26 protein-coding genes are annotated in these 25,492 nt (G+C 69.4%); 12 read left to right on the forward strand and 14 right to left on the reverse strand.

Going from position 1 to position 25,492, the window contains the following annotated elements:
* Positions 1-2 precede the first annotated feature (2 nt).
* The 5 genes from HCX50_RS12435 to HCX50_RS12455 are packed head-to-tail and all read right to left on the reverse strand — an operon-like array spanning position 3 to position 4,913.
* A complete protein-coding gene (locus HCX50_RS12435) occupies positions 3-1,091 on the reverse strand; it encodes an oxidoreductase (protein WP_167634592.1) in 1,089 nt (362 codons plus the stop codon).
* A 39-nt stretch (positions 1,092-1,130) separates the two neighbouring features.
* On the reverse strand, positions 1,131-1,628 hold the full coding sequence (locus HCX50_RS12440; RefSeq protein ID WP_167634593.1) for a MarR family winged helix-turn-helix transcriptional regulator: 498 nt from the start codon (positions 1,626-1,628) through the stop codon (positions 1,131-1,133).
* 53 nt (positions 1,629-1,681) lie between these two features.
* The gene (locus HCX50_RS12445) at positions 1,682-2,137 is read right to left on the reverse strand and encodes a MarR family winged helix-turn-helix transcriptional regulator (RefSeq protein ID WP_167634594.1); all 456 of its coding nucleotides are present in this window, start codon (positions 2,135-2,137) and stop codon (positions 1,682-1,684) included.
* Position 2,138: 1 nt separating this feature from the next.
* On the reverse strand, positions 2,139-3,905 hold the full coding sequence (locus tag HCX50_RS12450) for an MDR family MFS transporter (RefSeq protein ID WP_167634631.1): 1,767 nt from the start codon (positions 3,903-3,905) through the stop codon (positions 2,139-2,141).
* Between the two features lie 30 nt (positions 3,906-3,935).
* Positions 3,936-4,913 (reverse strand): DMT family transporter, encoded by a 978-nt coding sequence (locus tag HCX50_RS12455; protein WP_205829073.1) that lies wholly within the window; start codon positions 4,911-4,913, stop codon positions 3,936-3,938.
* A 34-nt stretch (positions 4,914-4,947) separates the two neighbouring features.
* On the opposite strand from HCX50_RS12455, the gene HCX50_RS12460 reads away from it, so the two are divergent.
* Together HCX50_RS12460 and HCX50_RS12465 are read left to right on the forward strand one after the other, a co-directional pair.
* On the forward strand, positions 4,948-5,562 hold the full coding sequence (locus tag HCX50_RS12460) for a TetR/AcrR family transcriptional regulator (RefSeq protein WP_091028575.1): 615 nt from the start codon (positions 4,948-4,950) through the stop codon (positions 5,560-5,562).
* A 59-nt stretch (positions 5,563-5,621) separates the two neighbouring features.
* Positions 5,622-6,512 (forward strand): alpha/beta fold hydrolase, encoded by an 891-nt coding sequence (locus tag HCX50_RS12465; protein WP_167634595.1) that lies wholly within the window; start codon positions 5,622-5,624, stop codon positions 6,510-6,512.
* A 1-nt stretch (position 6,513) separates the two neighbouring features.
* Here HCX50_RS12465 and HCX50_RS12470 read toward each other — a convergent pair whose 3' ends face one another.
* Positions 6,514-7,275: a glycosyltransferase family 2 protein gene (locus HCX50_RS12470; protein ID WP_167634596.1), complete on the reverse strand. Its 762-nt coding sequence runs from the start codon at positions 7,273-7,275 to the stop codon at positions 6,514-6,516.
* Positions 7,276-7,358: 83 nt separating this feature from the next.
* On the opposite strand from HCX50_RS12470, the gene HCX50_RS12475 reads away from it, so the two are divergent.
* Complete coding sequence (locus HCX50_RS12475) at positions 7,359-7,985, forward strand: HAD family hydrolase (protein ID WP_167634597.1); 627 nt, start codon at positions 7,359-7,361, stop codon at positions 7,983-7,985.
* Complete coding sequence (locus HCX50_RS12480; RefSeq protein WP_167634598.1) at positions 7,982-8,704, forward strand: GDSL-type esterase/lipase family protein; 723 nt, start codon at positions 7,982-7,984, stop codon at positions 8,702-8,704. The genes HCX50_RS12475 and HCX50_RS12480 overlap by 4 nt, the downstream gene beginning before the upstream one ends.
* 30 nt (positions 8,705-8,734) lie before the next feature.
* Here the strand turns inward: HCX50_RS12480 and HCX50_RS12485 are convergent, their stop codons facing one another.
* Entirely contained in the window at positions 8,735-11,920 is a 3,186-nt protein-coding gene (locus tag HCX50_RS12485) for a right-handed parallel beta-helix repeat-containing protein (RefSeq protein WP_167634599.1), read from the reverse strand.
* A 143-nt stretch (positions 11,921-12,063) separates the two neighbouring features.
* On the opposite strand from HCX50_RS12485, the gene HCX50_RS12490 reads away from it, so the two are divergent.
* The 3 genes from HCX50_RS12490 to HCX50_RS12500 all read left to right on the forward strand — a co-directional run bounded on the left by HCX50_RS12490 (position 12,064) and on the right by HCX50_RS12500 (position 15,087).
* Complete coding sequence (locus HCX50_RS12490) at positions 12,064-13,236, forward strand: sensor histidine kinase (RefSeq protein ID WP_167634600.1); 1,173 nt, start codon at positions 12,064-12,066, stop codon at positions 13,234-13,236.
* On the forward strand, positions 13,233-13,889 hold the full coding sequence (locus HCX50_RS12495) for a response regulator (RefSeq protein WP_167634601.1): 657 nt from the start codon (positions 13,233-13,235) through the stop codon (positions 13,887-13,889). Before HCX50_RS12490 ends, HCX50_RS12495 begins: the two co-directional genes overlap by 4 nt.
* A gap of 91 nt (positions 13,890-13,980) precedes the next feature.
* On the forward strand, positions 13,981-15,087 hold the full coding sequence (locus HCX50_RS12500) for a hypothetical protein (RefSeq protein ID WP_167634602.1): 1,107 nt from the start codon (positions 13,981-13,983) through the stop codon (positions 15,085-15,087).
* Here HCX50_RS12500 and HCX50_RS12505 read toward each other — a convergent pair.
* Complete coding sequence (locus HCX50_RS12505; RefSeq protein ID WP_167634603.1) at positions 15,084-15,734, reverse strand: TetR/AcrR family transcriptional regulator; 651 nt, start codon at positions 15,732-15,734, stop codon at positions 15,084-15,086. The two genes, HCX50_RS12500 and HCX50_RS12505, sit on opposite strands and share 4 nt — an antisense overlap.
* Positions 15,735-15,820: 86 nt before the next feature.
* Between HCX50_RS12505 and HCX50_RS12510 the strand changes: the two genes are divergently transcribed.
* Together HCX50_RS12510 and HCX50_RS12515 are read left to right on the forward strand one after the other, a co-directional pair.
* On the forward strand, positions 15,821-16,201 hold the full coding sequence (locus tag HCX50_RS12510) for a DUF1761 family protein (protein ID WP_167634604.1): 381 nt from the start codon (positions 15,821-15,823) through the stop codon (positions 16,199-16,201).
* Positions 16,202-16,223: 22 nt separating this feature from the next.
* Positions 16,224-16,502, forward strand: coding sequence for a DUF1905 domain-containing protein (locus HCX50_RS12515; protein ID WP_167634605.1), 279 nt, complete (start codon positions 16,224-16,226; stop codon positions 16,500-16,502).
* A gap of 20 nt (positions 16,503-16,522) precedes the next feature.
* Here the strand turns inward: HCX50_RS12515 and HCX50_RS12520 are convergent, their stop codons facing one another.
* Positions 16,523-16,711 carry a hypothetical protein gene (locus tag HCX50_RS12520; RefSeq protein ID WP_091028620.1) on the reverse strand — a complete coding sequence of 63 codons (189 nt, stop codon included), beginning with the start codon at positions 16,709-16,711 and terminating at the stop codon, positions 16,523-16,525.
* A 136-nt stretch (positions 16,712-16,847) separates the two neighbouring features.
* Positions 16,848-17,219: a hypothetical protein gene (locus HCX50_RS12525; protein ID WP_167634606.1), complete on the reverse strand. Its 372-nt coding sequence runs from the start codon at positions 17,217-17,219 to the stop codon at positions 16,848-16,850.
* 125 nt (positions 17,220-17,344) lie between these two features.
* On the opposite strand from HCX50_RS12525, the gene HCX50_RS12530 reads away from it, so the two are divergent.
* Genes HCX50_RS12530 through HCX50_RS12540 form a run of 3 tightly spaced genes read left to right on the forward strand, consistent with a single transcriptional unit; the run spans position 17,345 to position 20,653 of the window.
* Positions 17,345-18,010, forward strand: coding sequence for a response regulator transcription factor (locus HCX50_RS12530; RefSeq protein WP_167634607.1), 666 nt, complete (start codon positions 17,345-17,347; stop codon positions 18,008-18,010).
* Entirely contained in the window at positions 18,007-19,395 is a 1,389-nt protein-coding gene (locus HCX50_RS12535) for a sensor histidine kinase (protein ID WP_167634608.1), read from the forward strand. Before HCX50_RS12530 ends, HCX50_RS12535 begins: the two co-directional genes overlap by 4 nt.
* A 58-nt stretch (positions 19,396-19,453) precedes the next feature.
* Entirely contained in the window at positions 19,454-20,653 is a 1,200-nt protein-coding gene (locus HCX50_RS12540) for an LCP family protein (protein WP_167634609.1), read from the forward strand.
* 3 nt (positions 20,654-20,656) lie between these two features.
* Here HCX50_RS12540 and HCX50_RS12545 read toward each other — a convergent pair whose 3' ends face one another.
* The 4 genes from HCX50_RS12545 to HCX50_RS12560 all read right to left on the reverse strand — a co-directional run bounded on the left by HCX50_RS12545 (position 20,657) and on the right by HCX50_RS12560 (position 25,480).
* On the reverse strand, positions 20,657-20,968 hold the full coding sequence (locus HCX50_RS12545) for a hypothetical protein (RefSeq protein ID WP_167634610.1): 312 nt from the start codon (positions 20,966-20,968) through the stop codon (positions 20,657-20,659).
* Between the two features lie 155 nt (positions 20,969-21,123).
* Positions 21,124-23,733 carry an alpha-L-rhamnosidase gene (locus tag HCX50_RS12550; RefSeq protein WP_167634611.1) on the reverse strand — a complete coding sequence of 870 codons (2,610 nt, stop codon included), beginning with the start codon at positions 23,731-23,733 and terminating at the stop codon, positions 21,124-21,126.
* On the reverse strand, positions 23,730-24,590 hold the full coding sequence (locus HCX50_RS12555; RefSeq protein ID WP_167634612.1) for a carbohydrate ABC transporter permease: 861 nt from the start codon (positions 24,588-24,590) through the stop codon (positions 23,730-23,732). The genes HCX50_RS12550 and HCX50_RS12555 overlap by 4 nt, the downstream gene beginning before the upstream one ends.
* Complete coding sequence (locus HCX50_RS12560) at positions 24,587-25,480, reverse strand: carbohydrate ABC transporter permease (protein ID WP_167634613.1); 894 nt, start codon at positions 25,478-25,480, stop codon at positions 24,587-24,589. Before HCX50_RS12560 ends, HCX50_RS12555 begins: the two co-directional genes overlap by 4 nt.
* Positions 25,481-25,492 lie beyond the last annotated feature (12 nt).

The raw sequence follows: 25,492 nt of genomic DNA on the forward strand, positions 1-25,492 counted from the left end.
CCTCAGACCCCGGCGCGCACGCTCTCCAACGACGGGTAGTCGGTGTACCCCTCGGCCGTGCGCCCGTAGAACAGCTGCGGGCGCGGATCGTTGAGCTCCGCCCCCTCACGCCAGCGCTCGACCAGGTCGGGGTTGGCGATCACGGGGCGTCCCGCGGCGACGGCATCCGCCCATCCGTCAGCGACCAGGGCCTCGGAATCCTCCCGCGTCGTGGCGACGCCGAAGCCGGTGTTGACGATCAGCGGAGCGCCTGCCGTGCGCCGAATGTGCTGCACGAGCTCGCTCGTCGGCGTGGCGCTGAGCACGTCGATGAAGGCGAGACCGAGCGGGGCGAGCCCCTGGGCGACAGCGGCGTAGGTCGCGTGGACGTCTGCGTCATGCTCTTCGAGCACGCCCTGGATGTTGTGCTGCGGCGACAGCCGGATGCCGGTGCGGTCGGCTCCCACCGCGGCGGCGACGGCGGCCGTGACCTCGATCGCGAAGCGGGCGCGGTTCTCGGGCGAACCGCCGTGGCTGTCGTCGCGGATGTTCGACACGGGCGACAGGAACTCGTGGACCAGGTAGCCGTTCGCACCGTGCACCTCGACGCCGTCGAAGCCGGCGACGATCGCGTTGCGTGCGGCCTGCGCGAACTGCTCGACGACCTCGGGGATCTCATCGAAGGTGAGCGCGTGGGCGACGGGAAGGTCGGCTTTGCCCACGGGCGTGTGCGTCTGGCCCGGTGCGGCGAGCGCGCTCGGGGCGACCACGCGCGGCTGCCCGGAGATCTCCGGGTGCCCCACGCGTCCGCCGTGCATCAGCTGCATCACGATGGTGCCGCCGGCCTCGTGGACGGCATCGGCGATGGGCCGCCAGCCCTCGATCTGCGCGGGCGTGACGATGCCCGGCTGGCCCGCGTAGGACTTGCCCTCGGCCGCGGGCCACGTGCCCTCGGAGACGATGAGGCCCTGCCCTGCGCGCTGCCGGTAGTACTCCACCATCACCTCGGTGGGCACGCCGTCGTCATCCGCGCGGGTGCGGGTGAGCGGCGCCATGACGACGCGATTGGACAGCTGCAGGGCGCCGAAGACGGCCGGATCGAAGAGAGTCACAGAGGGAGGTAAGGCTCGGGACGAGCCTCGTATTCCCCCTCAGTTGCCACCGAGGGCGGACAGAAGGTCGGCGAAGTGGTCGAGGTCGGCGGCCGTCCACTTGCGCAGCCGCTCGCCGATGCGGCCCTCGTAGCGGGAGCGGGCGACGGCGATGCGCTCCTGCGCCAGGTCGGTCGCGACGAGGACACGCGCGCGGCGATCCTCTGGATCGTGCACGCTCTCGACGAGTCCGAGCTGCTCGAGCTGGCGCACCTGACGGCTCACCGCTGACTTGTCGGTCTGCAGGTGCTCGATGATCGCGCCGGCCGAGGTCGCCTTGCCGGTCGCGATCGAGGTGAGCACCTGGTATCCGAGAGGCTGCAGTTCGGGGTGGACGGTCGCGGCGGCCTCGCGCCAGCTGATGCGGATGCGCGCGAAGAGACGACCGAGTTCCTGCTCGACCCTGGTGACGGCCTGGTCGAGATCCGCCCCGCTCAGACGACCCTCTTCAGAGGGAGATGCGGGGGTGTCGGCGGGGGCGTCGGACGAGGCGCTCATGCTCGCCAGTGTACGGCGAAGCCCCACTGTCGAACGCGACAGCGGGGCTTCACTCAGACCTCTGCGAGGAGTCGGAACACCTTGGACGCGGCCTGGATCTCGTCGGGCGTCAGCTCGTCGACGACGGCCTGCAGGCGGGTGCCGTACTCGCGGCGGACCTCGGCGAGCACTGCGCAGGCCGACGGGGTCGCGCTCAGCACCCGCAGTCGCCCGTCCCGCTCGTCCGGCCGGGACTCGAGAAGCTCTGCCTCCTCCAGCATCCGCACCTGACGGCTGATGACCGACTTGTCCATCTCGAACCGCTCGGCCAACTCATGCGCGTTCGCGGTGCCCGCCCGAGCGATGAACGTCAGCAGCTTGTACCCGGCCACCTGCAGCTCGGGGTGCACCCGAGCTGCAGACTCCTTCCACAGCGACCTGGTCCTCGCGAAGATGAGGTTCAGGTGCGCCTGGAGGTCACCGAGCGCGCTGTCGACATCTGCCGGCTCGACCGCTTCGGGGGCGAGCATCTCAGCGCTCCTGGTCCCGATCTTCGCGTTCGAGGACGCGCACCGAACCGGTCGCGGGCGACGCGGACTCCGCACCTCCGAGCCGGATGGCCCCGGTGGAGAGCGACGCGCCGACCTCGGCCTCGGAGACCTCGATGATCGACTCCTCCGCCTGCTCGAGCATCTGCTCGGCGGCGTTCTTCGTCGACAGCGGCTTGTTCTTGATGAACGCGATCGCGATGATGGCGATCACCGCGAGCGGGATGGCGATGATGAACGAGTCGGCGATGCCGTGGCCGTAAGCGCCCTCGACGATCGTGCGGATCGTGTCGGGCAGCTGCCCGACCTTCGGCACGTCACCCGAGGCGAGGTGCTTGAGTGCATCGACCTCGGCGGGGGTCGTCGGCGTGAAGCCCTTGAGCGAGTCGGTGATGTACGACGCGACGCTGGTCGACAGCATCGCACCCATGACCGTGACGCCGATGGTGCCGGCGATCGTGCGGAAGAAGTTCACGTTCGACGACGCGGCGCCCAGCTGCTGCGGCGCGGTGTCGTTCTGCACGATGAGCGTGAGGTTCTGCATGACCATGCCGAGACCCGCGCCGAGGATGAACATGTACACCGCGACCAGCGGGAACGGGGTGTCGTAGCGCAGGGTGGCCATCAGACTGACGCCGATGGTGGCGAGGACCGAGCCCGTCAGCATCCAGCCCTTCCACTTGCCGAAGCGGCTCACGAGCTGGCCGATGATGATCGACGCGCCCATCTGGCCGATGATCATCGGGATGGTCATCAGGCCCGACTCGGTGGGCGTGGCGCCACGAGCCAGCTGGAAGTACTGCGCGAGGAACACCGAGGTCGCGAACATCGAGACGCCGATGGCGATCGACGCGATGACCGAGAGGGTGAAGGTGCGGTTGCGGAACAGCGACATCGGCACGATCGGTTCCTTGACGAAGAACTCGACCGTGATGAAGGCGGCGATCGCGACTCCGGCGATGACGGCGAGCATGATGCTCGTCGAGGAGTCCCAGTCGAACTGGCTGCCGCCCATCGAGACCCAGATGAGCAGGGTCGAGACGCCGACCGCGAGGAGCACGATGCCGAAGTAGTCGATCGAGACCTTGCTGTCGCGCTGCGGCTTGGGCAGGTGCAGCGTGAACTGCAGCAGGACGAGGGCGAGGATCGCGAACGGCACGCCGACGAAGAAGTTGGAGCGCCAGCCCCACACGTCGGTGAGGAGTCCGCCGAGCAGCGGGCCGCCGATGGTGCCGAGGGCCATGATGCCGCCGACGACGCCCATGTACTTGCCGCGCTCACGCGGGGAGATGATGAGGGCCACGGCGATCATGACGAGCGACATCAGGCCGCCGACGCCGATGCCCTGGATGACGCGAACCGCGATGAGCATGTTCGTGTCGGTCGAGAAGCCGGCGATCACGGTGCCAACTGTGAAGAGGATGAGCGAGATCTGCACGAGGACCTTGCGGTCGACGAGGTCGGCGAGCTTGCCCCAGATGGGGGTCGAGACGGCGGTGGCCAGCAGGCTCGCGGTGATGACCCAGGTGTACTGGGACTGGGTGCCGCCGAGGTCGGCGATGATGACCGGCATCGAGGTCGACACGACGGTGCCCGAGAGCACGGCGACGAACATGCCGACGACGAGTCCGGAGATCGCGGTGAAGACCTCGCGGGCCGAGCGGGTGGCTTCGGGTGCTGAGGATGTGGTGTTTGTCACGGGGGTAACGCTCCTGCGTAGAAAGTTGATCGAGGTCAACCATACTCCGATAGTTGCGAAAGCGCAACTATCGGAGTATGTTCACAACTCCTCGATGAACGCGCGCGAAACCGCCCCCAGAGCCCCAGATCGCGAATCTCCCGACGATTCTGAGGAGTTATGCACGGCGCGCGTCTCGCTCACGAGCACCGCGGCCACACCGCCCGCGCAGAGGGCGAAGCCGAGGACGGTGAGCACCGTGAGCGGCTCACCCAGCAGCAGCGCTCCGGCCAGCGCGGTCGTCGGAGCGATCAAGAAGAGCAGCGCGTTCAGAGCCGTGATGCCGACCCGGCGCAGCAACCACCAGTAGAGCCCGTACGCGGCGAGCGTCGGGAAGACAGCGGCGAATCCGGCGGCGATCCAGAACGATGCGGATGCCGGCGGCGCGAGCGCACCGAAGACTGCGGCGACCGGCACGAGGGCGGCAGCGGTCACCGTGACGTGGATGGTCAGCGTCACCAGGGTGCTCGTCCGCGGTTCGGAGCGGCGCTGGAGGAACGTGGCGACGATCAGGGACGCCATCGCGAGGGCAGGCCACAGGTAGGCGATCGGGTGCGCCGCGGAACCTTCGAGCTGCGAGCACACGACCAGCAGGACCCCCACGGCCCCGAGCAGGAGTCCAGCCCACTGCGCCGCGCGCACGCGGAGCCCGAGCAGCGGCCCGACCAGCGCTGCGACAACGAGGGGCTGCACGGCATCGATCAGCGCCGTGGTGCCGGTGGCGACGCCCGAGGCGATGGCCATGTACACCGCCGTGCAGTAGCCGAACTGGGCGAAGAGTCCGATGACCGCCTGTCGGCCCAGGTCGCGCCGCGTGACGCCGCGAGCAGCACCGGCGAAAAGCACGATCGCGAGCAGGATCGCAGCGAGGGGAACGAAGCGCCAGACGAGCAGCGTCAGCGGCGGCACCTCGACGGCGGCGATCGCCGGCACGAGGAATCCGGAGCTCCAGGTGACGACGAAGGCCACGGATGCCGCGATCGTCACGCCGACACGAACTATACCGATCTGTATACCCATTCCTCCGACTATACAGGTTGGTATACTCGGCGTCATGGCCGTCCCCGTTCCCGACCTCGCCCCGCTCACCCCTGGCGCCTCCCGCGTGCTCGACGCGGCGTCGCTGCTCTTCTACGAGCGCGGCATCCACGCGGTGGGCGTCGACACGATCGCCGAGGCCGCTGGCGTCACCAAGAAGACCCTCTACGACCGCTTCGGCTCCAAGGAGGCGCTGGTCGTCTCCTACCTCCAGCACCGCGATGCACGATGGCGGACACACGTCGCCGAGCACCTCTCGCGCGTGCCCGAGCCCGGCATCGAGCGCGTGCTCGCCGTGTTCGACGCGGCGATCACCTGGTCGGACGAGAACAGCCCCAAGGGGTGCAGCGCGATCAACGCGCGCGCCGAGATCGGCGACGGCCACGACGGCCACCCGGTCTTCCCCGAAGTGGCCCGTCAGAAGGCCTGGCTGCTCGACCTCTTCGCCGAGCTGTGCCGAGAGGCAGGCGCCGCGGACCCCGACCTGATGTCGAAGGCCCTGATGCTGCTCTACGAGGGTGCCATCGTCACCGTCGGCATGGAGACGTTCGGCACGCCGTGGGAAACGGCACGCGCACTGGCCGGGACGATGCTGATGCAGGACCGGGGGTTTCTCTCACCGTCCCGCTGATCCGCCTCATCCCGCGCGTGATCCTTCTGCGCAGGTCCATCGGGGAGTAGCTTTTCAGCGTGTCGACGGATTCGCGGAGTGAACGGGCGCACATCGCCCCGGCAGACCTCGACGCGGCGCTCGGCGACGTCGACTGGACGGTGCCGCCGCCCGAGTCGACGGCCTCGCGATTCTCGGCGCCGAGCGGCGAGCTGGCCGTGGTGTCGCTGGGCGATCCCGCGCATCCGCGCGTGGTCCTGGTACCGGGGGCGACCGGTTCCAAGGAGGACTTCGCACTGATGCTGCCACTCCTGGCGGAGGCGGGCTTCTTCGTGCAGTCGTTCGACCTCGCCGGACAGTACGAATCACATGCCGCCGGGGCGCACACGAGCTACACATACGAGCTGTTCATCGGCGACCTCATCGCCTTCCTCGAAGCCGGCACCCCCGCTCATCTGCTGGGCTACTCCTTCGCCGGCACGGTCGCGCAGCTGGTCGCCGTCCGTCGCCCCGACCTCGTGCTCTCCCTGGCGCTCCTGACCACTCCCCCCGGCGTCGGCAACGTCTTCGCGACCATGAAGTGGCTGGGCCCGATCGCCCCGATAGCAAGCCCTCGCCGGGGCGCCGGACTCATGATCTGGGGGATCGTGACGAACAAGAACCGCGTCCCACCCCGGAGGCTCGAGTTCGTCCGCTCCCGGTTCGCGCTCACGAGCAGGCGCAGCGTCGACGAGATCGTCGGGCTCATGATGACCGCACCCGATGTGCGCGGCCGCGTGGGGGCACTGGACATGCCGAAGCTGGTCGTCGCCGGCTCGCATGACCTGTGGCCGCTCGCCGCCCATGAACGCTACGCCCAGGACATCGGCGCCGACTTCCGCGCTTACGCGACCGGGCACAGCCCGAGCGAGACCACTCCGCATCAACTCACGGCCGACCTGCTCGATCTCTACACGCGCGCCGACGGCTGACTCAACCGCGGAGGGCCTCCGCATCAGCCTCACGCCGCGCCCGTCGCCGCACGCGCAGCGGCTCGTGCGACAGATGCAGCCGGACCGTGGGGAGCACATAGCTCAGCCGACGCCGGAGTGACGCCCAGTCCCGGAACGGGCGCGCCGACACCTCGACGACCAGACTCCGGTCCCGCAGCACGGTCATCTCGGGGCGCACGTGGAACGACAGGTCGAAGTCGTCGTGGATGTTCTGCTCCTCGCGGTGCACCTCGCCGCTCAGCATCCGCCAGGTCTCGGCGCGCATCGCCATGTTCGAGCCGAACAGCGGTGCATGCCCGAGCAGCGGGGTGAGCACCGTGTACATGCCGCCGATGTAGAGGTGCTCCCCCATCCAATGCACCAGCGGTGTGGAGCCGTAGAAGCTCGGATCGCCGGTGAGGAAGTCGAGGCCGTCGCGGCTTCGGAACGTCCGCTCGATCCGCTCGATCCAGTCGGGCCTCGGGCGCGAATCGGCATCCAATCGCGCGATGATGTCGCCGGTCGCCGCGTCGTAGCCCGCCGCCGAGGCCCGAGGAATGCCCTGCACGGGCTCGGTCACCACGCGTGCACCGAACCGCTCGGCGACGGCCACCGTGTCATCCGTGCTGCCGTTGTCGACGACCACGACCTCGTCGGGTCGGCGGGTCTGCCGCTCAAGAGCGCGGAGGCAGTGCTCCAGAAGGACGGCGTCGTTCCGCACCGGGATGACCACGGAGACGGAGCGGGGGAAGACGGTCGTCATCGTTCTCCTGTCGTGCGTGTGGGGGTCGGAGACAGTCTCCCGCGTGCAGCCCCGTCAGACGGCGATTGAGAGAGGATGGACGGATGATCCGTGTTGTGCTGTTCGACCTCGACGGCGTGATCCGTCACTTCGATCCTGCCCACGTCGCCGAGATCGAGCGCCGCCACGGCCTCGACTCGGGAATCATCGCGGGCACCGCGTTTGCCGCTCCCCTGATCGACGAGGTCACCACCGGGCGGATCACCCGCGCGGAGTGGGTGCGCCGGATCGGCGAACGGATCGGTAACGCGGCGGCTGCCACGGAGTGGGGCGCCCACCCGGCCATGGTCGACGGGGACGTGCTCGATCTGTCCGACGAGCTCCGCGCCGCCGGGCTCCGCACAGCAGTGCTCACGAACGGCACCGACACCCTCCCCGCCGAGCTCGCTGCCCACGGCATCTCCGACCGGTTCGACGCCGTCTTCAACTCCGCCGATATCGGCTTCGCTAAACCCGATGCGCGCGCGTTCCAGCATGTGCTCGGTGCGCTCGAGGTCTCGGCAACGGAGGTGTTCTTCACCGACGACTCCGCGGGCAAGCTGGTCGGAGCGGAGAGCCTGTCGATGCACACTAACCTCTTCGCGGGAGTGGACGACCTGCGTGCGCAGCTGATCGCGGCGGGGGTGGGGATCGGTCGCCCCGCGCGCGAAGTCTTCGAGGAAGCGAAGTGACCCGGGAACGACGATCCCGCGCGGGGGTCGCGCGAGCGTTCGCCGCGTCGCTCGCCGTGCTGGTCGGCGTCGGCACGGTGGTCTACCGCCGCATCATGTTTCCGCCGCTCCCGCGTCGACGCGAGGCACGGATCACCATCGCCGCCGTGGGCGACAGCAACACCTACGGGGCCGGCGCACTGCTCCGTGGCCGCCAGCGCAACTCGTATCCTGCGCAGCTCGAGCGGATCCTCGGCGACGGATACCAGGTGCTCAACTACGGCGTGAATCGGTGCACGCTGCAACAGGAAGGCGACTGGCCGTACGACGCGACTCCCCAGGCCGCGGCATCTCTGCAGGCCGGAGCGGACATCGTGCTCGTCATGCTCGGCTCGAACGATGCCCGCGGAGACAACTGGAACGCGGAGCGCTACGAGACCCAGCTCGCTGCGTTCGTGGAGCGCTACCGCACGCGCGGAGCGACCGTGTTCCTGCTGACTCCGCCTGTCGCGTTCCCGAATCGCCGCGGGGTCCACGAGCGGATCATCGCCGACGAGGTGGCCCCGATCGTGCGCACCGTCGCGAGCAGGCTGGGGGTCGACCTGATCGACGTGTTCGACGTCACCCGCCGATCCGTCACACGGCATCCGGACGGCATCCACCTCGATGTCCGCGCGAGCGGGATCGTCGCCGAGACGGTCGCCGAGACCCTCCAGATCCCGGGGAAGTCGGCGGAGTAGTCGGCACGCGAGCGCCGACAGCTCCCGACCTCAGACGCGAGGCCTCCGGCGCATCGCCAGCGTCAGTCCCGCGAGGAGCAGCAGCACTCCCGCAGCCAGACCCGGTGCCGCATCCGCCCCGGTGAACGCCAGCCCACCGCCGGTTCCGCCACCGGAACCACCGCCGCCTCCACCTCCCGACGGATCCGAGCCCGCACGCACAGCCCAGACCCCTTGCGCATCGTTGTCCGTGGCGGATGCCTCGGTGTCGGTGTCGATCGTCGGCACCTCGAGCGGGTTCAGCTGCTCGAAGACGACGTCGTCGAACCCATCGCCGTCGAGGTCGGTGATCCCCGCCGGTGCGACGTAGGCGACGTTGCGCATCGTCTCGGTGCCGGCGGGCACGGAGACGATCCGGACGACGACCGACAGCACCGGCCCGTCGGCGCCCGCAGGCAGCTCTTCGGCGGCCGTCGCCGTGAGTCCGTCGACCGTGTACCCGTCGCCCGACATCGACACGAGTTCCACTCCGTCGGGCAGCAGCTGGGTGATCGACCACCCGGCCGGCGCCGCCCGCGGTCCGATGTTCTGCGGCGTGAGAGTCCAGGTGAGGGTGTCGCCCGCTGCGAGGACCTGATCGTCGTCGAGTTCGAGGGTCTGCTGGAGTGAGAGGTCGATGCAGTTCATCGGGTAGAGGACCGGCGCCTCCGTCAGCTCGTAGACGGCGGCCCCGCCCCCGTCGTAGAACAGCGCGTCATCGAGGTATCCGGTCGCCAGGCACTCGGAGCCCCAGTCGTTGGGGTCGTCGTGGTTGCGGGCATCCACCGCCACGGGGCCATCTCCGGGCAGCGAGCGCTCGACACCCGCTGCCGCATCCGCACCGACGACGGCATTGGGGAACGTCCGCACCGCCGTGGAGTCCGGATCGAAGGTGTTGCCGACGACGAGGACCGGATCCCGCAGGGTCCGCCGCTCCCCTTCGGGACTGGCCGGATCCGCGGTGCCGACGACCACGGATGTGCCGACTCCGGCGAAGACGTTGTCGCGCACGCGGACCTCGGAGGACGAGTATGAACCCGGCTCCGCGCCGTCCTCCCAGAGCGGTGCGACCCGCACCCCGACGCTGTCGGCCGCGTGGTCGATGTCGTTCTCCGCGACGAGCAGATCGTGCGCTCCTCCGGCCGTCACCACGTCGGACTGGCCGCTCACCGTGTTGCGCACGACCTGGGTGGCCGTCGTCCCCTGGAGCACGTGGATCCCGCCGTCGTTGTCGGTCATGACGTTGTCGTGGATGACGATGTCGTGGCTGATGCCGTTCTCGGGTGTCGTCACCACGAATGCCCCGACCGCGGCGTTGCCCGTGAAGGTGGAGGAACCCACATCGAGGTTCGAAACGCTGCGACCGTAGAGCGCGCGCTCCACCACACCGGCAACCGTGGCGTTCTGCACCGTCGCTCCGGAGGTCGCCGAGTAGAAGAACCCGTACGAGCCGGCGTCGATGGATGCGCGATCGACGTGGACATCCTGCGAGCCGTATGCCCGGAGGATCGCCGCACCGGTCACCGGGGTCAGACCGGAGCGGCCGTGGACGACGATGTCCTGCGCGCGCACACCGATGGACTGGTGGATGACGAGCGCCGCGCCGGTCAGTTCGGCATCGACATCCGAGATCGTCGCGTTCGTCACACCGAGCAGGTAGATGCCGCTCGAGGCATCGGGCGCGCCGTCGGCGCGGACATCGGAGATCCTGATGTCCGCGCGATCGGACTCCGGGGTGAACGACGACTGCGAACCGATCGCGTAGAGGAACCCGGTCGCCTGCACGCCTGTCACCGTCACGCGACCGGCGTTGACGAGGTTGATCCCGGTGCCGCTCTCGCCCCACGTTGCGGCGTCGAGCACAGGATCCGTGACCGAGGCCCGCTGCGTCGAACCGAGAGTGATCCCGCCGAACGCGGTGATCCGCGGGGCGATGATCTCCGGGCCCTCACCGTCGTTGTCCACGTGCGTCGTGATGCCGTACATCATCCCGGTGATCGTCGGTGCGTCGATCCTGACGCTCGTCGAGCGGAGGGTCAGGATGCCCGTCGACTGGACGGCACCCGTGCCCGTGATGTCCGCGCGGACGATGCTCGCGCCCGTAGTGGCACCGAGCGCGATGCCCTCGCGGCTGGCCCCGGTGATGGTCGCGTCGGTGATGGTCGCACCGGCCGATGCGTTGGTCGTGGCGGTGCCGATGCCGCGGGCGAAGCCGTCCACGCTCACGAGTTCGACGCGTGCTCCGTTCGAGTTCGCCAGATCGATCCCGGTACCGGTGCCGGCGGTGCCGGTGACCTCGACTCCCGAGACCTGCGGAGCCGTCGCAGCCCCCAGTGAGATACCCGCGGTCGCGGAGGTGAAGCTGCCCCCGGTGACGACGATCCCGCCGGCGGTCGATGCCGCGGTCACCGCGACGCCGGTCGCCACACCGCTGACCTCGGCATCCGTGATCGTGGCCGATCCCGTCGTCAGATTGATGCCGTACGACGAGACGACCCCGCCGCCATCCATCGTGAAACCGTCGATGACGATGCCCGTCAGCCCCGCCCCCACCTGGATGCCGGTGGGCCTCGCGACCGCATTCGGATTCCGCACGGTCACCTCTCGGATCGCGACATCGGCGCCCGTGACCGAGATGGTGGCCCCTGTCGATGCGACCCCCACCGTGACATCGTCGGCGAGTTGCAGTCCCCCGGCGCTGACGGTGAACCGGGTGTACAGCGTGGAAGCGGCGCTGGTGTCGAGCGTCACCGCGCGCGTGACCGTGAGCGCTCCGGTGAAGGCGTAGTCGCTCGGGTCGAAGGAGACGACCCCGCCCGCCGGTGCCGCGTTGATCGCCGCCTGAAGTGTGAGCAGCGCGCTGTCGGCCGGTCTCTGGGCGGGCGTCCCGACCCACGCCATCCGCACGGTGTTGGCGTTCGGAATCAGATTCGGACCAGGAGGGGGTGGGAACTCGACGACGGTCTCATCCGGAACAGGCGACGGTTCGTCCAGGCCGTCCGGAACCGGAGTGTCGTCCGGCGGCTCCGGATCGCCTGTCTCCAGGTCGGTCGGCGCCAGCAGCGCGGGAACGGGGCCCCGGATGCTCGGTGCCGCCACGGCCGGTGACGAGGCGATCGCACCGGCTCCGAGGACCGCAGCGAGCACCACCGCCACGAGCAGCGGGCGGTGCCGAGGTGCAGCAGTAATGCGGTTCATGTGGCCCCCTCGCGCCGAACCGGGACCGGCCCTCCGCCGGTGGTTGCCGATGGTAGCGCCCTCCCGATCCTCGTAACAGTCCCCTCTCACCTCACCCGGACGGGTGATCCGGCCGCGGGAAGCCGCGTGAGAGCATGAGGGCGATGCGGTCCGAGGCCTCTGTCGCGAGTCCCCGTCGGCACGCCTGGCTGCGTGTCGACGTCATCGTGGCGCTCATCGCCCTCGTGATCCTGCTGCCGTCGAGCATCGCGATCCTCACCGAACCCGCCACCCGACCCGAGCCCTGGGTCCTCGCGCTCATGATCGCCCTGTACGTGGTGCTGCACCTCACGACGCTGCTCGCCGTGCGGCATCCGGTCGTCGCCCTCGTGATCGCGAACGCGGTCATGTGCGCTCTCGTCCTGGTGCCGGGCATGCGTGCGGCGTCGGGGGCGTTCCTGCCATCGGCCGCGGCCTACCTGCTGGTCATCGGCCAGGTCGCCGCGCAGACGCGTACGACCGTGCGGATCGCGGCGTTGGCGGGCGGCATCTTCGGCGCGGGCCTCATAGCCTTCACGGAACTGCGCCTCGACGATCCGGAACTCCGCCTCGGTGCGTTCCTCGGACTCAGCGGCGCGATCGCGGCGGCCTGGGCGCTGGGACTGGTCCTGCGGGTGCGGCGCGACCAGGCCGAGGAGCGGATGGCGGCGCGCGTCTCGCAGGCGATCGCGGACGAGCGCGGACGGATCAACCGCGACCTGCACGACCTCGTCGCCCACTCGATGACGGTGATGATCGCGCAGGCCGAGGTCGCCCGTGCGGTGCGCGCCGAGGACCCCGACCGGAGCGACGCTGCTCTCGGGATCGTCGTGGACACCGGCCGCGAGGCTCTGCGCGGAATGCGTTCGGTCGTCGCCGACGATGCCCCGCGCCAGCCGTTGCCCACGATCGACTCCCTGGAGGAGCTCGTCGAGGGCGTGCGCACTCCCTCGACCGACGTGCGGCTGACGGAATCGGGCACCAGGGTTCCGCTTCGCGCCGACGCCGCGCTGGCACTGCATCATGCGGTGCGCGAGGCGCTCACGAACTCCGTCCGACACAACGCCTCCCCGGTGAAGATCGAGGTGAGCCTCGACTGGCGACCCGACTCCGTGCATGCCGCGGTGCGCGATGACGGCGGGTCGGGGCCGGTCGTGACCGATCTCGGCAGCGGTGTGGGGCTGGTCGGGATCACCGAGCGGGTGCGGCTCGCCGGCGGCACGCTCACCGCGCACGGACGGGATCCGCGGGGATGGATCGTCACGGTGGATCTTCCGACCGAGAGGAGCAACGGATGACCCTCCGCGTACTCATCGTCGATGACCAGGAGTTGTTCCGCACCGCCATCGCGCTGATGCTCTCGCGCGATCCGCGCCTGTCGGACGTCACCACCGCCTCGTCCGGCGAAGCAGCGATCGAGCATGTGCGGGCCCATACCGTCGACGTGGTTCTGATGGACATCCGGATGCCGGGGATGGACGGCATCGCCGCCACCCGGGAGGTGCTGCGGCTCCGCCCGGCCACCCGGGTGCTAATCCTCACCACCTTCGACCTGGACGAGTACGTGTATGCCGCGATCCGCGAGGGGGCGAGTGGCTTCCTCACCAAGGACGCCAGCCCGGCGGAACTCGCGGATGCCGCGGTCGCGGTGGCTGCCGGCGAGTCGGTGATGTCGCCGCGCGCCACCGAAGCACTGATCGGCTTCGTCCGTGACGGCGCCCCCGGAACGGATCCGGCATCGGCTCTCGCCGCCCTCAGCCCTCGCGAGCAGGAGGTCGCCCGCGCTCTCGCCACCGGCGCCTCGAACGACGACATCGCGCGCAAGCTGTTCCTCTCAGCGAACACGGTGAAGACGCATGTGAAGGCCGTGCTCGCGAAGCTCGGCGTTCCCGATCGGGTGCACGTCGTCATCTGGGCGTACGAGAACGGTCTGCTCCGCCCGGGACGCTGACCGCTCTGCGCCGGCAGGTTCACTCCTGCGGGTGAGGAGGATGACCCCTGCGGTTGAAGTCGGCGGCGGAACGCGTTCCTAGCGTGGAAGCATGTCCATTCCCACACGCATCATCGTCCTCCTCGCCGCCGCTGTCGGCGCCCTGGCCGTGACCGTCACCAGCCTCGTGAGGATGCTCACCCCCGGCACCGACGCACTGCCCTCGAGCCTGATCGGCAACCTCGGCCACGGGGTCGAACTCGCGCTCGCCCTCACGGGGGCGCTCGCTGCGCTCCTCGTATCCGTGTCCGCACTGGCGACTCGTGACCTCGCGAACCGCGCCGTGCCGCAGTGGCTCCTGCACACGGTCGGTCTCGTGGCCGGGGGGCTCCTCGCCGTCACGATGCCCGGAGGCGTGATCGCCGCGGCGGGTTATACCTTCGCGATGATGGTCATCGTCGGCGCCCTGGTCCTCATCATCCTCACAGTGCTGCGCCGTCCGCTGGTCGGCCTCCTGGTCGCCGCTGTGGTCGTCGGCGCCCTCGCCTACGCCGCCATCGGGCTCGGGGCCGGGCCGCTCGTCCCCCAGATCCTGGGCAGCTACGGCATGATCCTCCCGCAGGCCGGTCTCGCGCTCGCCCATGTCGCCGCGGCCGCCGGGCTGCTGATCTGGATGATCGCCGACCCGTCATCCAGACGAAGCCGATTCGCGCGCGAGGTGCTCCGGCACCGCCGCGCAATCACGATCGTGGCGGCCGCGTGCGCTCTCCCCTACGCGTTCGCCCGCGCGAGCTGGTTGACGCCCTGGCCGCTGTTCGGCGGAAGCGCGGAGATGTTCGCCGCAGACCCCTCGGTCCGCGTGCTCGGTCTTGCGCTCGGCGCGGCCATGCTCACCGGAGGCGTGCTCACCCTGGGCCTGATCCTGCCCTGGGGCGAGCGGTTCCCCCGCTTCCTCGCGGGACTCGGCGGGCGATCGGTGCCGCCCGGGCTGGCGGTCGTCCCGGCGAGCCTCGTCAGCGTCCTGTTCACGGCCGCCGGCATCCAGTTCGCGTTGGAAGGGGTGGGGAACGTGGAGAACTCCGTGTACGTGCTTCTGATGTTCCCGTTCTGGCTCTGGGGTCCGCTCCTGGGCCTCGCCACCTGGGCCTATGCGATGCGGCGGGCGACGCCGACGGTCGCGCGGCGGGCGGGCTCCCCCGCCTCGCAGGTCACGGCCTAGCCGGTCGGCGCCTCGGATCCGTCGCGACGGTCCGGGGCGCCAAAGCCTGCGAGGAACAGGTCGACGGCTCCGTCCACGGCACCGGGCCGCCGCTCATCGCCGAGCATGCGGGCGTTCAGCGGTGCACCGATCACCAGCCAGGTGAACTGTTCAGCGGCGGCGCGGGGATCGGCGAGGCGGAGCCGCCCCTCGGCCGCGAGCGCGCTCAGCGCATCGGCGAGGTTCTGAATGTTGGTGTTCCAGCTCTCCTCCAGGTAAGTGGCCGCCACCTGCGCCTGCTCGCGCGCCTCGGCCGTCACGAGCCTGCGCATCGCCACCACCGGGGGGCTCAGGATGCCGGCCTGCATCGTCTCGGCGAGTTCGATGAGACCCGCGCGGAGGTCTTCGCTCCCGCGCAGCCGATCGAGGGCGGGGCGCATCGCATCGCGACCGGCCAGCGTCCAGTGGTGCACGACGGCGGCGTACAGCGCGCTCTTCGAGGCGTGCTCGCGGTAGAGCGACGCCTTCGAGATGCGAGCACGCTTGGCGACCTCGTCCATGGATGCCCCCCGGTAGCCGTGTTGGAGGAAGACATCGCGCGCGACGGCGATCAGCTCCGCACCGGTGAGGCCGGACGGACGCCCGCGGGTGGGGAGGTCGGTGCTCATGACCCGAGTTTAGTACTTGACAGTCCTAAAACCACGATCTACCCTGAACATCAGCAGTACTAACCAGTACTAAAGAAGGAGCGGCCATGATCATCTGGGGCATCGCCATCGCCACCGTCGTCTCGTTCATCGCCAGCGCCGTCCTCTACGCTCTCCCGCCGGTCTCGGCTCTGGTCACTCGCACGAGCACCCCGCGGCCCGGTCTGTCGGTCGCCGCCCAGATGGGTTCGGTCGTGCTGCGCAGCCTTCTCGCGTCCGGCCTCGTCGCCGGGCTGATGGTCGCCGCGTCCTGGCACGGTGCCGCCGCCGGCGCGCTGCTCGGCCTCGCACTCTCGGTGCTGCCACTGATCCTGCTCCTGGGCGGCGTCGTGCACGAGAACACCGCGCCTTCCGTGGCGGCCGTCCACCTGCTCGACTGGGTGATCAAGCTCACCGTCATCGGGGCCATCATCGGCCTCTTCGTCTGAACTCGGGGAACAGGAGAACGCCATGAGCACGCCACTCGACATCACTTTCACCGCCGTCCTCGGCAAGGTGCGCGAAGGCGACACCTGGACCTGCGTCCAACTCCCCGAGTCGGCGACGATCTTCGGGACTCGCGGACTCGTCAAGGTCGCCGGGACCGTCGACGGTGAGCCGTTCCGCGGGGCGTTCATGGCTCTCGGCGACGGCACGCACAAGCTGCCTGTCACCGCCGCGATCCGCCGGCGCATCGGACGAACGGACGGCGACGAGGTCACCGTCCACCTGACCGAACGTCTCAACTGAGGCGTCGGCCAGGAGCGCGGTCAGCCGTCTTCGGGGTCTTCCGCGAGGACATCGGCGTCGTCGGTGTCGCCTCCGTCGCTCGGGACCACCGTGGGCGGGTTCCCCTTGCCGTCCTCGGCGCCGAGGTTGTCGTTCTCCTCTGCACCCGGGCCCGGCTCCGTGCTGATGTCGTTCCGGTCGGTGCGGATGTCGTCGCTTCCACCACTCATGTGCGTTCCTTCCCGTGGGCAGACGCCGCAGGCTCCGCGAATGCGGGACGGCGTCCATGTCGGTCCGACGCTACGACGGTGCAGGCGCAGTGGCACGCCCCTTGACACCGATGCGATCGGCGAGCACCTCTCGCGGTCAGCCGCAGAAGGCAGAGGCGGAGTTCTTGAGCTGCTCGATCGCCTCGACCGTCGCGGGCGCCTGCAGGTCTGTCATCCCGCCGATCTTCTCCGCACCCGAGTGGATGAGGTCGCCCAGCTGACCGTCGGTGTTCTCGGCCAGCCCGTTGAGGGAGGCGACCAGGTCGTCGCGCGCGGCATCCGCCTGCTCGGCCGACAGCTCCCCCTGATCGAGCAGCGTCTGGTACTGCCCGTACGCGTCGTCGATGCTGGTGCAGGCAGCCTGCACGTCGACGCCGAGAGCATCGCCCGCCATCTGCGTCACCTGCGAGCAGCCCGCCAGGATGAGGCCGGCGGCGAGCACGAGCGGGAGGACGAGGAATCGGCGCATGCCCCGAGGGTAGCGGCTCGACCTGGCGCCTTCCTGCGACCCATGCCGGTCGCCGTATGGAGCACTTCCACGGGCGCAGGCGTCTAACATCGCAAGCGCGCGATGGCCGAGGAGGTGGGCGCCTGATGAAGGTCATGCTCGTGGATGACGATGCGGAGATCCGCCTCGGCTTCACGACCGCCCTGCGGCGCCGCGGTCACACCGTCGACACCGCCGAGGATGTCGCCTCTGCCCGCGTGCTCGCCGAACGGATCGCTCCGGACGTCGCGATCATCGACGTCATGCTCCCCGACGGCGACGGGTTCTCGCTGTGCCGCGAGATCCGCACCCGATGGGGCTTCCCGACCGTCATGCTCACGGCGCGCGATGAGGATGCGGACGTCGTCATCGGCCTCGACGCCGGAGCAGACGACTACATCACGAAGCCGGTCAGTGTGGCCGTGCTCGAAGCGCGCCTGCGGACGGTCCTGCGCCGCAGCTCCCGCCTCACCGCGGAGCCGCTCCGGGTCGGCACACTCGAGCTGCATGAGGACTCCGCGGAGGCACTGGCCGACGGCGAGGCCCTGCCACTGAGCCCCACCGAGTTCCGCCTGCTGCATGAGCTGGCACTGAACGACGGTCATGCCCTGAGCCGCTCGCGCCTGATCGACGCGGTCTGGGCGCAGTCGCCACCCGACACTCCGCGGGTGGTCGACACCGCCATCCAGCGGCTGCGTGCGAAGCTGACCGCGGCGAACGTCGCGACGCCACAGCTGGAGACCATGCGGGGGATCGGATACCGGCTGCGATGACCGCACGTCGTCGTCGCCCCACCCTCCGCACGGCCATCGCCCTCGCTCTCGTCGGCAGCACGATCGCGGTCTCGGTGCTCGTCACCGGTGTCGTCGTGTTCACGGCGGGGCGCATCGTGTACGAGTCGCGGCAGGAAGGTCTGCTCGACGAGTTCTCCACGACCGCTGACGCCCTCTTCACCTCCATCTCCACCGTGTCCCCGAAGGACACGTGGAAGTACTACGCCGAGATCCTCCCCGGCGAGACCGTCATCATCGACCTCGACAGCGGCCGCAGCGCCGGAGAGCTCCGTCCGGGCCAGGTGCCGGACACGCTGGGCATCGACGACAGCCGTCGCTCCGGCGATCTGACCTCGCTGATGACCACGCTCGACGGTCGTGAAGTGTTCTTCGTCTCGACAGTCCGGGACGATCTCCCCCAGGATCCGAGCGCTCGCCTCGCCGTCGTCACGGCGTACTCGATGCAGCCGCAGCAGGATCAGGTGCGAGAGCTCATCGTCTCGGGCGCGCTCCTCAGCGGCGGCGTCGTGGTCCTCGTCGTCCTGCTCGAGCGTCTGCTCGGCGGTGCGTTGACGCGCCCGCTTCGACGCCTGGTCGACACCGCCCATGCGGTCGGATCCGGCGAAGGCCCGCCGGAATGGAAGCCGTCGTTCGACGACGTCGACCGCGTGGCCGATGCCCTCCACCTCTCCTCGGAGCGTCTGGGCGACACCATCGGGCAGCTGCAGCGCCGTGAGGCGGAGTCCCGGCAGTTGGTCAGCGACGTCGCCCACGAGCTGCGCACACCGCTCACCTCGATGCTGGCGGTCGACGAGCTCCTCGACGACGACGAGCAGGCGACCGCGGAGGAGCGGGCGGTCGCCGCTGCGGTCGTGCGCGCCGGAACGCGCCGCCTACACTCCCTGATCGAGCACCTGCTCGAACTCTCCCGCCTCGATGCCGGGGTCGCGCGCGTGCACCGCACGACCGTCGTGCTCGCGGAGCTGCTGACCGACGTCGTGGATGCGACCGGAGTCGACGTCGCCGAACTGTCGGTCGCCCCGGACCTTCGGATCCGCACCGACTCGTCGCGGCTGCACACCGTGGTGGCGAATCTGCTCACCAACGCGTCCCGGCACGGTCGCCCGCCCGTCACGGTCCGCGTGCACGAAGACGGCGACATGCTGCACATCGACATCGGCGACCACGGCCCCGGCATCGGCGAGCCCGATGCCGAACGGGTGTTCGACCGCTTCGTCACCACCGACCGTTCGCGCTCCGATGGTGTGGGCACTGGGCTCGGGCTCGCGATCGCCCGCGACAACGCGCGGCTCCTCGGCGGGGAGCTCGTGCTGCTCCCCCGATCCCCCGGCGCGACGTTCCGCGTGACTCTCCCTCGCCTGTGACACTCGCGTGACATTCGTCCTCGACGATGGCTGCTCGCCCACGTCGAGAGGTCTTCCCATGAGTCTCCTCCCTCCCCCTTCTCCGAGCCGACGACGCCGGAGACGCCTGCGGCGCTTCCTCACACTGACTGCGGTCGCGATCCTGGTCATCACCGGCGGCACGGTCGCGATCGCGGCGATCCGGCTGTCCCATAACGTGACCACGGTCGAGCTGCAGCCGGTACGCGACAGCGAGGAGCCTCCCGCCGTGGCCGACTTCGACGGGGAGTTCGACGTGCTGCTCGTCGGATCGGACGGCCGCGCCGGGCAGGGCGTCCAGTACGGGGAGGGCGGCGATGTCGAAGGCAGCCGGAACGACGTCACCCTCCTGCTGCACGTGAACGAGGCGCACGACGCCGCCACCGTCATCTCCTTCCCGCGCGATCTGCTCGTCGACATCCCCGCGTGCACCGATCCCGAGGTGGGAAGCACCTGGAACGCGGGCTGGCGGGTGCAGTTCAACGAATCGCTCGCCCGCGGCGGACTGGGCTGCGTCACCTCCACCGTCACCGCACTGACCGGCATCGACCTCGCCTACGCGGCGGAGATCAGCTTCACGGGCGTCATCGAGGCCTCGAACGCCGTCGGCGGCGTCCCCATCTGCTTCGCCGGGCCCATCCACGATCGGCACTCCGGACTGGATATCCCCGCCGCGGGGACGTACGACCTGAGCGGCGAGCAGGCCCTGGCGCTCCTGCGCTCCCGCTACGGCGTCGGCGACGGCAGCGACCTCGCCCGCATCTCCACCCAGCAGGTCTTCCTCTCCTCTCTCGTGCGCACGCTGCGCGACCAGTCGACCCTCACCGATCCGGTGAAGCTCTACGGCATCGCCGATGCGGCGACGCGGAACATGACCCTGTCGACGCAGCTGGCCGACCTGGGCACGCTGACCTCGATGGCGAAAGTCTTCAGCGACCTCCCCCTCGAGAACATCGCGTTCGTGTCGTACCCGCACCTGCCCGCGGGCGACCGCGTGGTCCCCGACGAGCACGCCGCTGCCGAGCTGATGGACCGGGTGAAGGCCGGCGAAACGGTGAACATCAGCGCCGACCGCACGGGCCGTGGCAGCGAGTTGTCCGACGACACCGCCCCGCCGAGCTCGGAACCCGACGATGGTGCGACCGAGGAGGAACCACCGGCCGACGCCGCCCCACTCCCCGAGAACCTCGATGGCCAGAGCGCGGCGCAGGACACCTGCGTGCGCCCCTACGGGGGCTAGCGGTCAGCGGGCGCGGGGCGGCGCGCCGAGCGGCACCCGCGCGTTGAGCACGACCAGAGCGATGGCTCCCCCAGCGGCGATCGTCGCTCCACGGGACGAGTGACGTCCTTGATACGTTCGAGGCATGCATGTGTTCGGCGTGCTCCTCTCCCTGGCCGGCTCGATCCTCTTCCTGACCGCCCTGGCGATGACGCTGCGTGCGAATGCGACGAGCACGGTGCCGTTCTGGCGCAACCCGGCCGAGACCCCCGTCGGCTCGGTCGCGATGCGTTCGATCGGCGCGGGTCTCCTGGTCTTCGGAGCCGTGATGCTCACCGCTGAGGGCTGGCGGTGGCCGGTGCTGATTGTGCTCGTCGTTCCGGGATCGCCTTCGTGGCGCTCGCCCTGCACAACCGGCGCATCGCGGCCACCGCGGGCGGTGACTGAGCGCGCTCAGGACGGCGTACGCCGCGTCGCCTCGACGTGGCCGGTCATGCGGCGACCGTGTCGATTGTCGCGACGACCGTCTCGAACCGTCCGCCCGAGACGACGTACTGCTCGTCGAGACCCGGCACGCGGATCGTGCCCTCGACACCGGTGGGGACGGAGAGCGAGTACCGGATTCCTTCGGCCACACGCTCCCATGACCCTTCGATGAGTCCGTACGGCGACTCGAATGCCACCCGGGCATGTTCGAGATCACCCCCGGGCTGCGGTGCCCACTCGATGCGACGGTATCCGGGTGCGGCCGGCGAGAGCCCCCCGATGACGCGGTGCATCCAGTCCGCGACGCTTCCGAGAGCGAAGTGGTTGAAGCTGGTCATCTCGCCCGGATTGATCGATCCGTCCGGGAGCATCGAGTCCCAGCGCTCCCAGATCGTCGTCCCGCCCATGCGCACGGTGTACAGCCACGACGGGCACTCGGTCTCGAGGATCAGGTCGTACGCCGTGTCGACGTGCCCGGTCTGCGACAGCGCATCGCTGATGACCGGGGTCCCTGCGAAGCCCGTCGCGATGCGGTTGCCGGCCTCGCGGACGAGCGCGGCGAGACGCCGACCCGCGACAGCCTCCTCGGTCACGCTCAGGAGTCCGAATCGGATCGCGAGCGCGTAGGCCGTCTGCGCGTCGGACGTGAGTGTCCCGTCCCCGCGCACGTACTCGGCGCGGAAGGCATCGCGCGCCTCCTCGGCGATCCGCGCGTAGCGATCGGCGTCGGCCGCCAGACCGAGGAGCCTGGCGGTGTCGGCCAGCCGCCGCGTCGAGAAGGCGAAGTACGCGGAGGCGACCAGGTACCTGTCGGTGCGCGCGTCGGCCGGATCGTGCGGCGGTGCCGCCGGGTCGAGCCAGTCACCGAGCTGATGACCGTCGCGCCAGAGCCGTGACGGTCCGGACTGCGTGATCATCCGCTCGACCCACTTGCGGCCGCTGTCGTACTGGCGGCGCAGCACGTCGAGGTCGCCGAATCGCTCGTGGAGGGTCCACGGCGTGAGCACCGAGACATCTCCCCACACTGCCCCGGTCCGGATCGGGTTCCAGGTGGGGCCGCCGGGAATCACCGGGACGAACCACGGGATGGTGCCGTCGGGCAGCTGCTCCAAGGCGACGTCGGTGAGCCAGTTCTCGAGGAAGCCGGCCGAGTCGTAGAGGAAGGATGCCGTGGGCGCGAAGACCTGCACATCGCCGGTCCAGCCGAGGCGCTCGTCGCGCTGCGGGCAGTCGGTGGGGATGCTGAGGAAGTTGCCGCGCATGCCCCACCGCACGTTCTCGTGCAGGCGGTTCAGGTCGGGGTTCGACGTCTCCAGCCATCCGGTGCGGCGCATGTCGCTGTGGATGACGCGGGCGACCACGTCGCCGTCCCCGATCTCGTCGAGACCGGTGACCGTCGCGTAGCGGAAGCCGTGGAAGGTGAACTTCGGCTCCCAGAAGCGCGGCTCGCCACCGTCGAGCGTGATCAGATCCTGCGCGTCGGCCAGGCGCAGCGGACGGATGCCGAGCTCGCCGTGCTCCAGCACCTCGGCATGGCGCAGCGCGACCACGTGCCCGGCCGGCCCCTGCACACGGACGCGCAATCGCCCGACGAGGTTCTGCCCGAAGTCGAGCAGGTGAGTCGTGTCGTCGACGCGGGTGACGGTGACCGGCGCGAGCTCCTCGGTGCAGCGCACCGGCGGCAGTGCCGGGGCGACCAGCGTCGCCGTGTCGCGATGTCCGACACGCACGGGGCTCCATCCGTCGTCACCGGCTCCGGGGCGCGACCACCCGGGCTGCTCTTCGCGGGCATCGTGCTTCTCGCCGTCGTACAGGCCCGATACCAGGATCGGGCTCGGCGCGGCCGACCAGCTCTCGTCGGTCGCGACGACCGTCGTGGTCCCGTCGTCGTGCGTGACCTCCAGCTGGGCGATGAGGGCCTGGTCCGTGCCGTAGAGGTCGCGGTAACCACCGTTGAAGCCGAGGCGGCCGCGGTACCAGCCGTCGCCGAGCCACGCGCCCAGGGTGTTCTCGCCCTCGACGAGCTCGTCGGTGACGTCGAAGGTCCAGTACACGAGACGCTCGTCGTACTTGGTCCATCCCGGCGAGAACTCGTGGTCGCCGATGCGCGCACCGTTGATCTCCGCCTCGTAGAGTCCGTGCGCCGTGACGTACAGGCGCGCACGGGAGACCGGGCGGTCGAGCCGGAAGGTCCGCCGCACGAGCGCCGGTCGGCGATCGGTGTCGGGCGTCTCGGGCCACGCCGCACCGACCGGAGCGGCAATCCAGTCGGCGGCATCCAACAGCCCCGCCTCGGCGGTCGTCTGCTCACTCCACGAGGTCCAGCGCTGATCCTCGTCACGGACACGCACGCGCACGCGCACCTGTTCGCGGGAAGCCAGCGGCTCGAACGGCCACGCCACGAGCACCTGATCGGGAGTGCTACCGGAGGCGATGACCGTGCCGTCCGCGCGCTCGCACTCGAGCTGCCACCCGTGCTGGGTCCAGCCCTCCGGGGCTTCGGTCTTCCAGGAGAGCCGCGGCGTGCGAGCCCCCATCCCGAGGGTGTCGTCGATGTGCTCGAACCGGGGAGCGGAGACCTTCACGAACGTCCTTTCAGAGGTGGGCGCGCTCATCCCTTGACCGCTCCGGCCGTCAGGCCCTTCTGGATGCGCTGGTTGAGCACCAGGTAGATGATCAGGAGGGCGAACACGTTGATGCTGATGGCGGCGAACAGCGGACCGTACTGGGTCGTGCCGAACTGGCCGTTGAAGTTGAGCAGCCCGACCTGCAGGGTGCGCAGGTCGCCGGAGTTGGCGAAGGTCAGCGCGATGAGCAGGTCGTTCCAGAAGAAGAAGAACTGCACGAGACCGACCGTGAAGAGCCCGTTCTTCATCATCGGCAGCGCAATGGAGAAGAACTGCCGGTAGATGCTGGCGCCGTCGAGCGTCGCCGCCTCGAACACCTCCCGCGGGATCGCCCGGAAGTACGTCGCCATCAGGAAGACCGTCAACGGCAGACCGGTGGCCGTGTACGTGATGATCAGCGGCCACAGCGAGCCGGTGAGCCCGAGTTGGAAGTAGGTGCTGAACAGCGGGAGCAGGATCATCTGCGTCGGCACCATGATGCCGGCGAGGAAGATGATGAGCACCCCGTTGCGGCCCTTCCATACGAGAACCTCGAGGGCGAACGCCGCCGCGGTGCCCAGGAGCAGCATGAGGAAGAGCGACGGCAGCACCGTGATGGCGCTGTTGAAGAGGGACTGGCCGAGACCCGCCGTGTCCCAGGCGACGATGTAGTTGTCGAAGTTCCACTGCTCGGGCAGCGCCCAGGTGGGTGACTCCAGGAACTCCCGCTGGCTCTTGAACGAGCCCAGCAGCAGCCAGATCAGCGGGTAGCCGACGATGACCAGGAGCACGGCGACGAGCAGCCAGATGGGTGTGCGGCGCAGCATCCTCGTCGCACGGCGGGATACGGGTGTCGACGCGCTCATGCCACGCCTCCCTTCTTCGCCGTGCGGGCATTGGCACGGAAGATGAACACGGTCACGACGAGGCAGATGATGGTGAGCAGCATCGCGATGGTCGAGCCGTAGCCGTAGTTGCCGTAGGTGAAGGCGTTGTCGAACATGGAGATCGTGAGCGGGCTGGTCGAGGTGCCCGGACCGCCGTTGGTCAGGGCGAGCACGCTGTCGAACACCTTCAGGGTTCCGTTGACCGAGAAGATCAGCGACGAGATCAGCACCGGGGCGGAGAGCGGCAGCACCACGTGGCGGACGAGCTTCCATCCGCTGGCGCCGTCGAGGCGGGCCGACTCCAGCACATCCTCGGGGATGTCGATCAGCCCGGCGTAGAGCAGCACACCGTAGAAGCCCATGGATCGCCAGATGTCCATGATTGCAATCACGATGAATGCGCTCGCGCCGTCACCGAACCAGTCGACGGGGACTCCGCCGAGACCCGACAGCATCGAGTTGACGACACCCTCGGTCGGCGCGATCGAGAACAGCTGCTGGAAGAGCAGCGCGACGGCGACCGTCGGCATCACGACGGGGAAGAAGACCAGCGTCCGGACGAGGCCGGACGCGCGCTTGAGCGCGAAGACGTAGAGGAGCGAGAGCAGGTACCCGAGCAGGACCTGCCCGATCGTCACGACGGCGGCGTACTTCAGGGTGAACAGCAGCGCAGCGTGCACCTCGGAGTCGCCGACCAGTCGGACGAAGTTGTCGAGGCCGACGAACTCGAAGCCGACGATGGCGTTGCCCTCGAACAGCGTGTAGCCCAGCGACCAGAACACGGGGATGAGCATCACCACCGAGTAGATGAGCAAGGCGGGGCCTAGAAGGATGGCGATCGCCTTGCGGTCGCCCAGCACGTTCTGCATTCGTTCTCCTGA

The sequence above is a fragment of the Microbacterium sp. B19(2022) genome (assembly GCF_012030385.1).
GTDB classification, from domain to species: Bacteria; Actinomycetota; Actinomycetes; order Actinomycetales; family Microbacteriaceae; genus Microbacterium; species Microbacterium oxydans_B.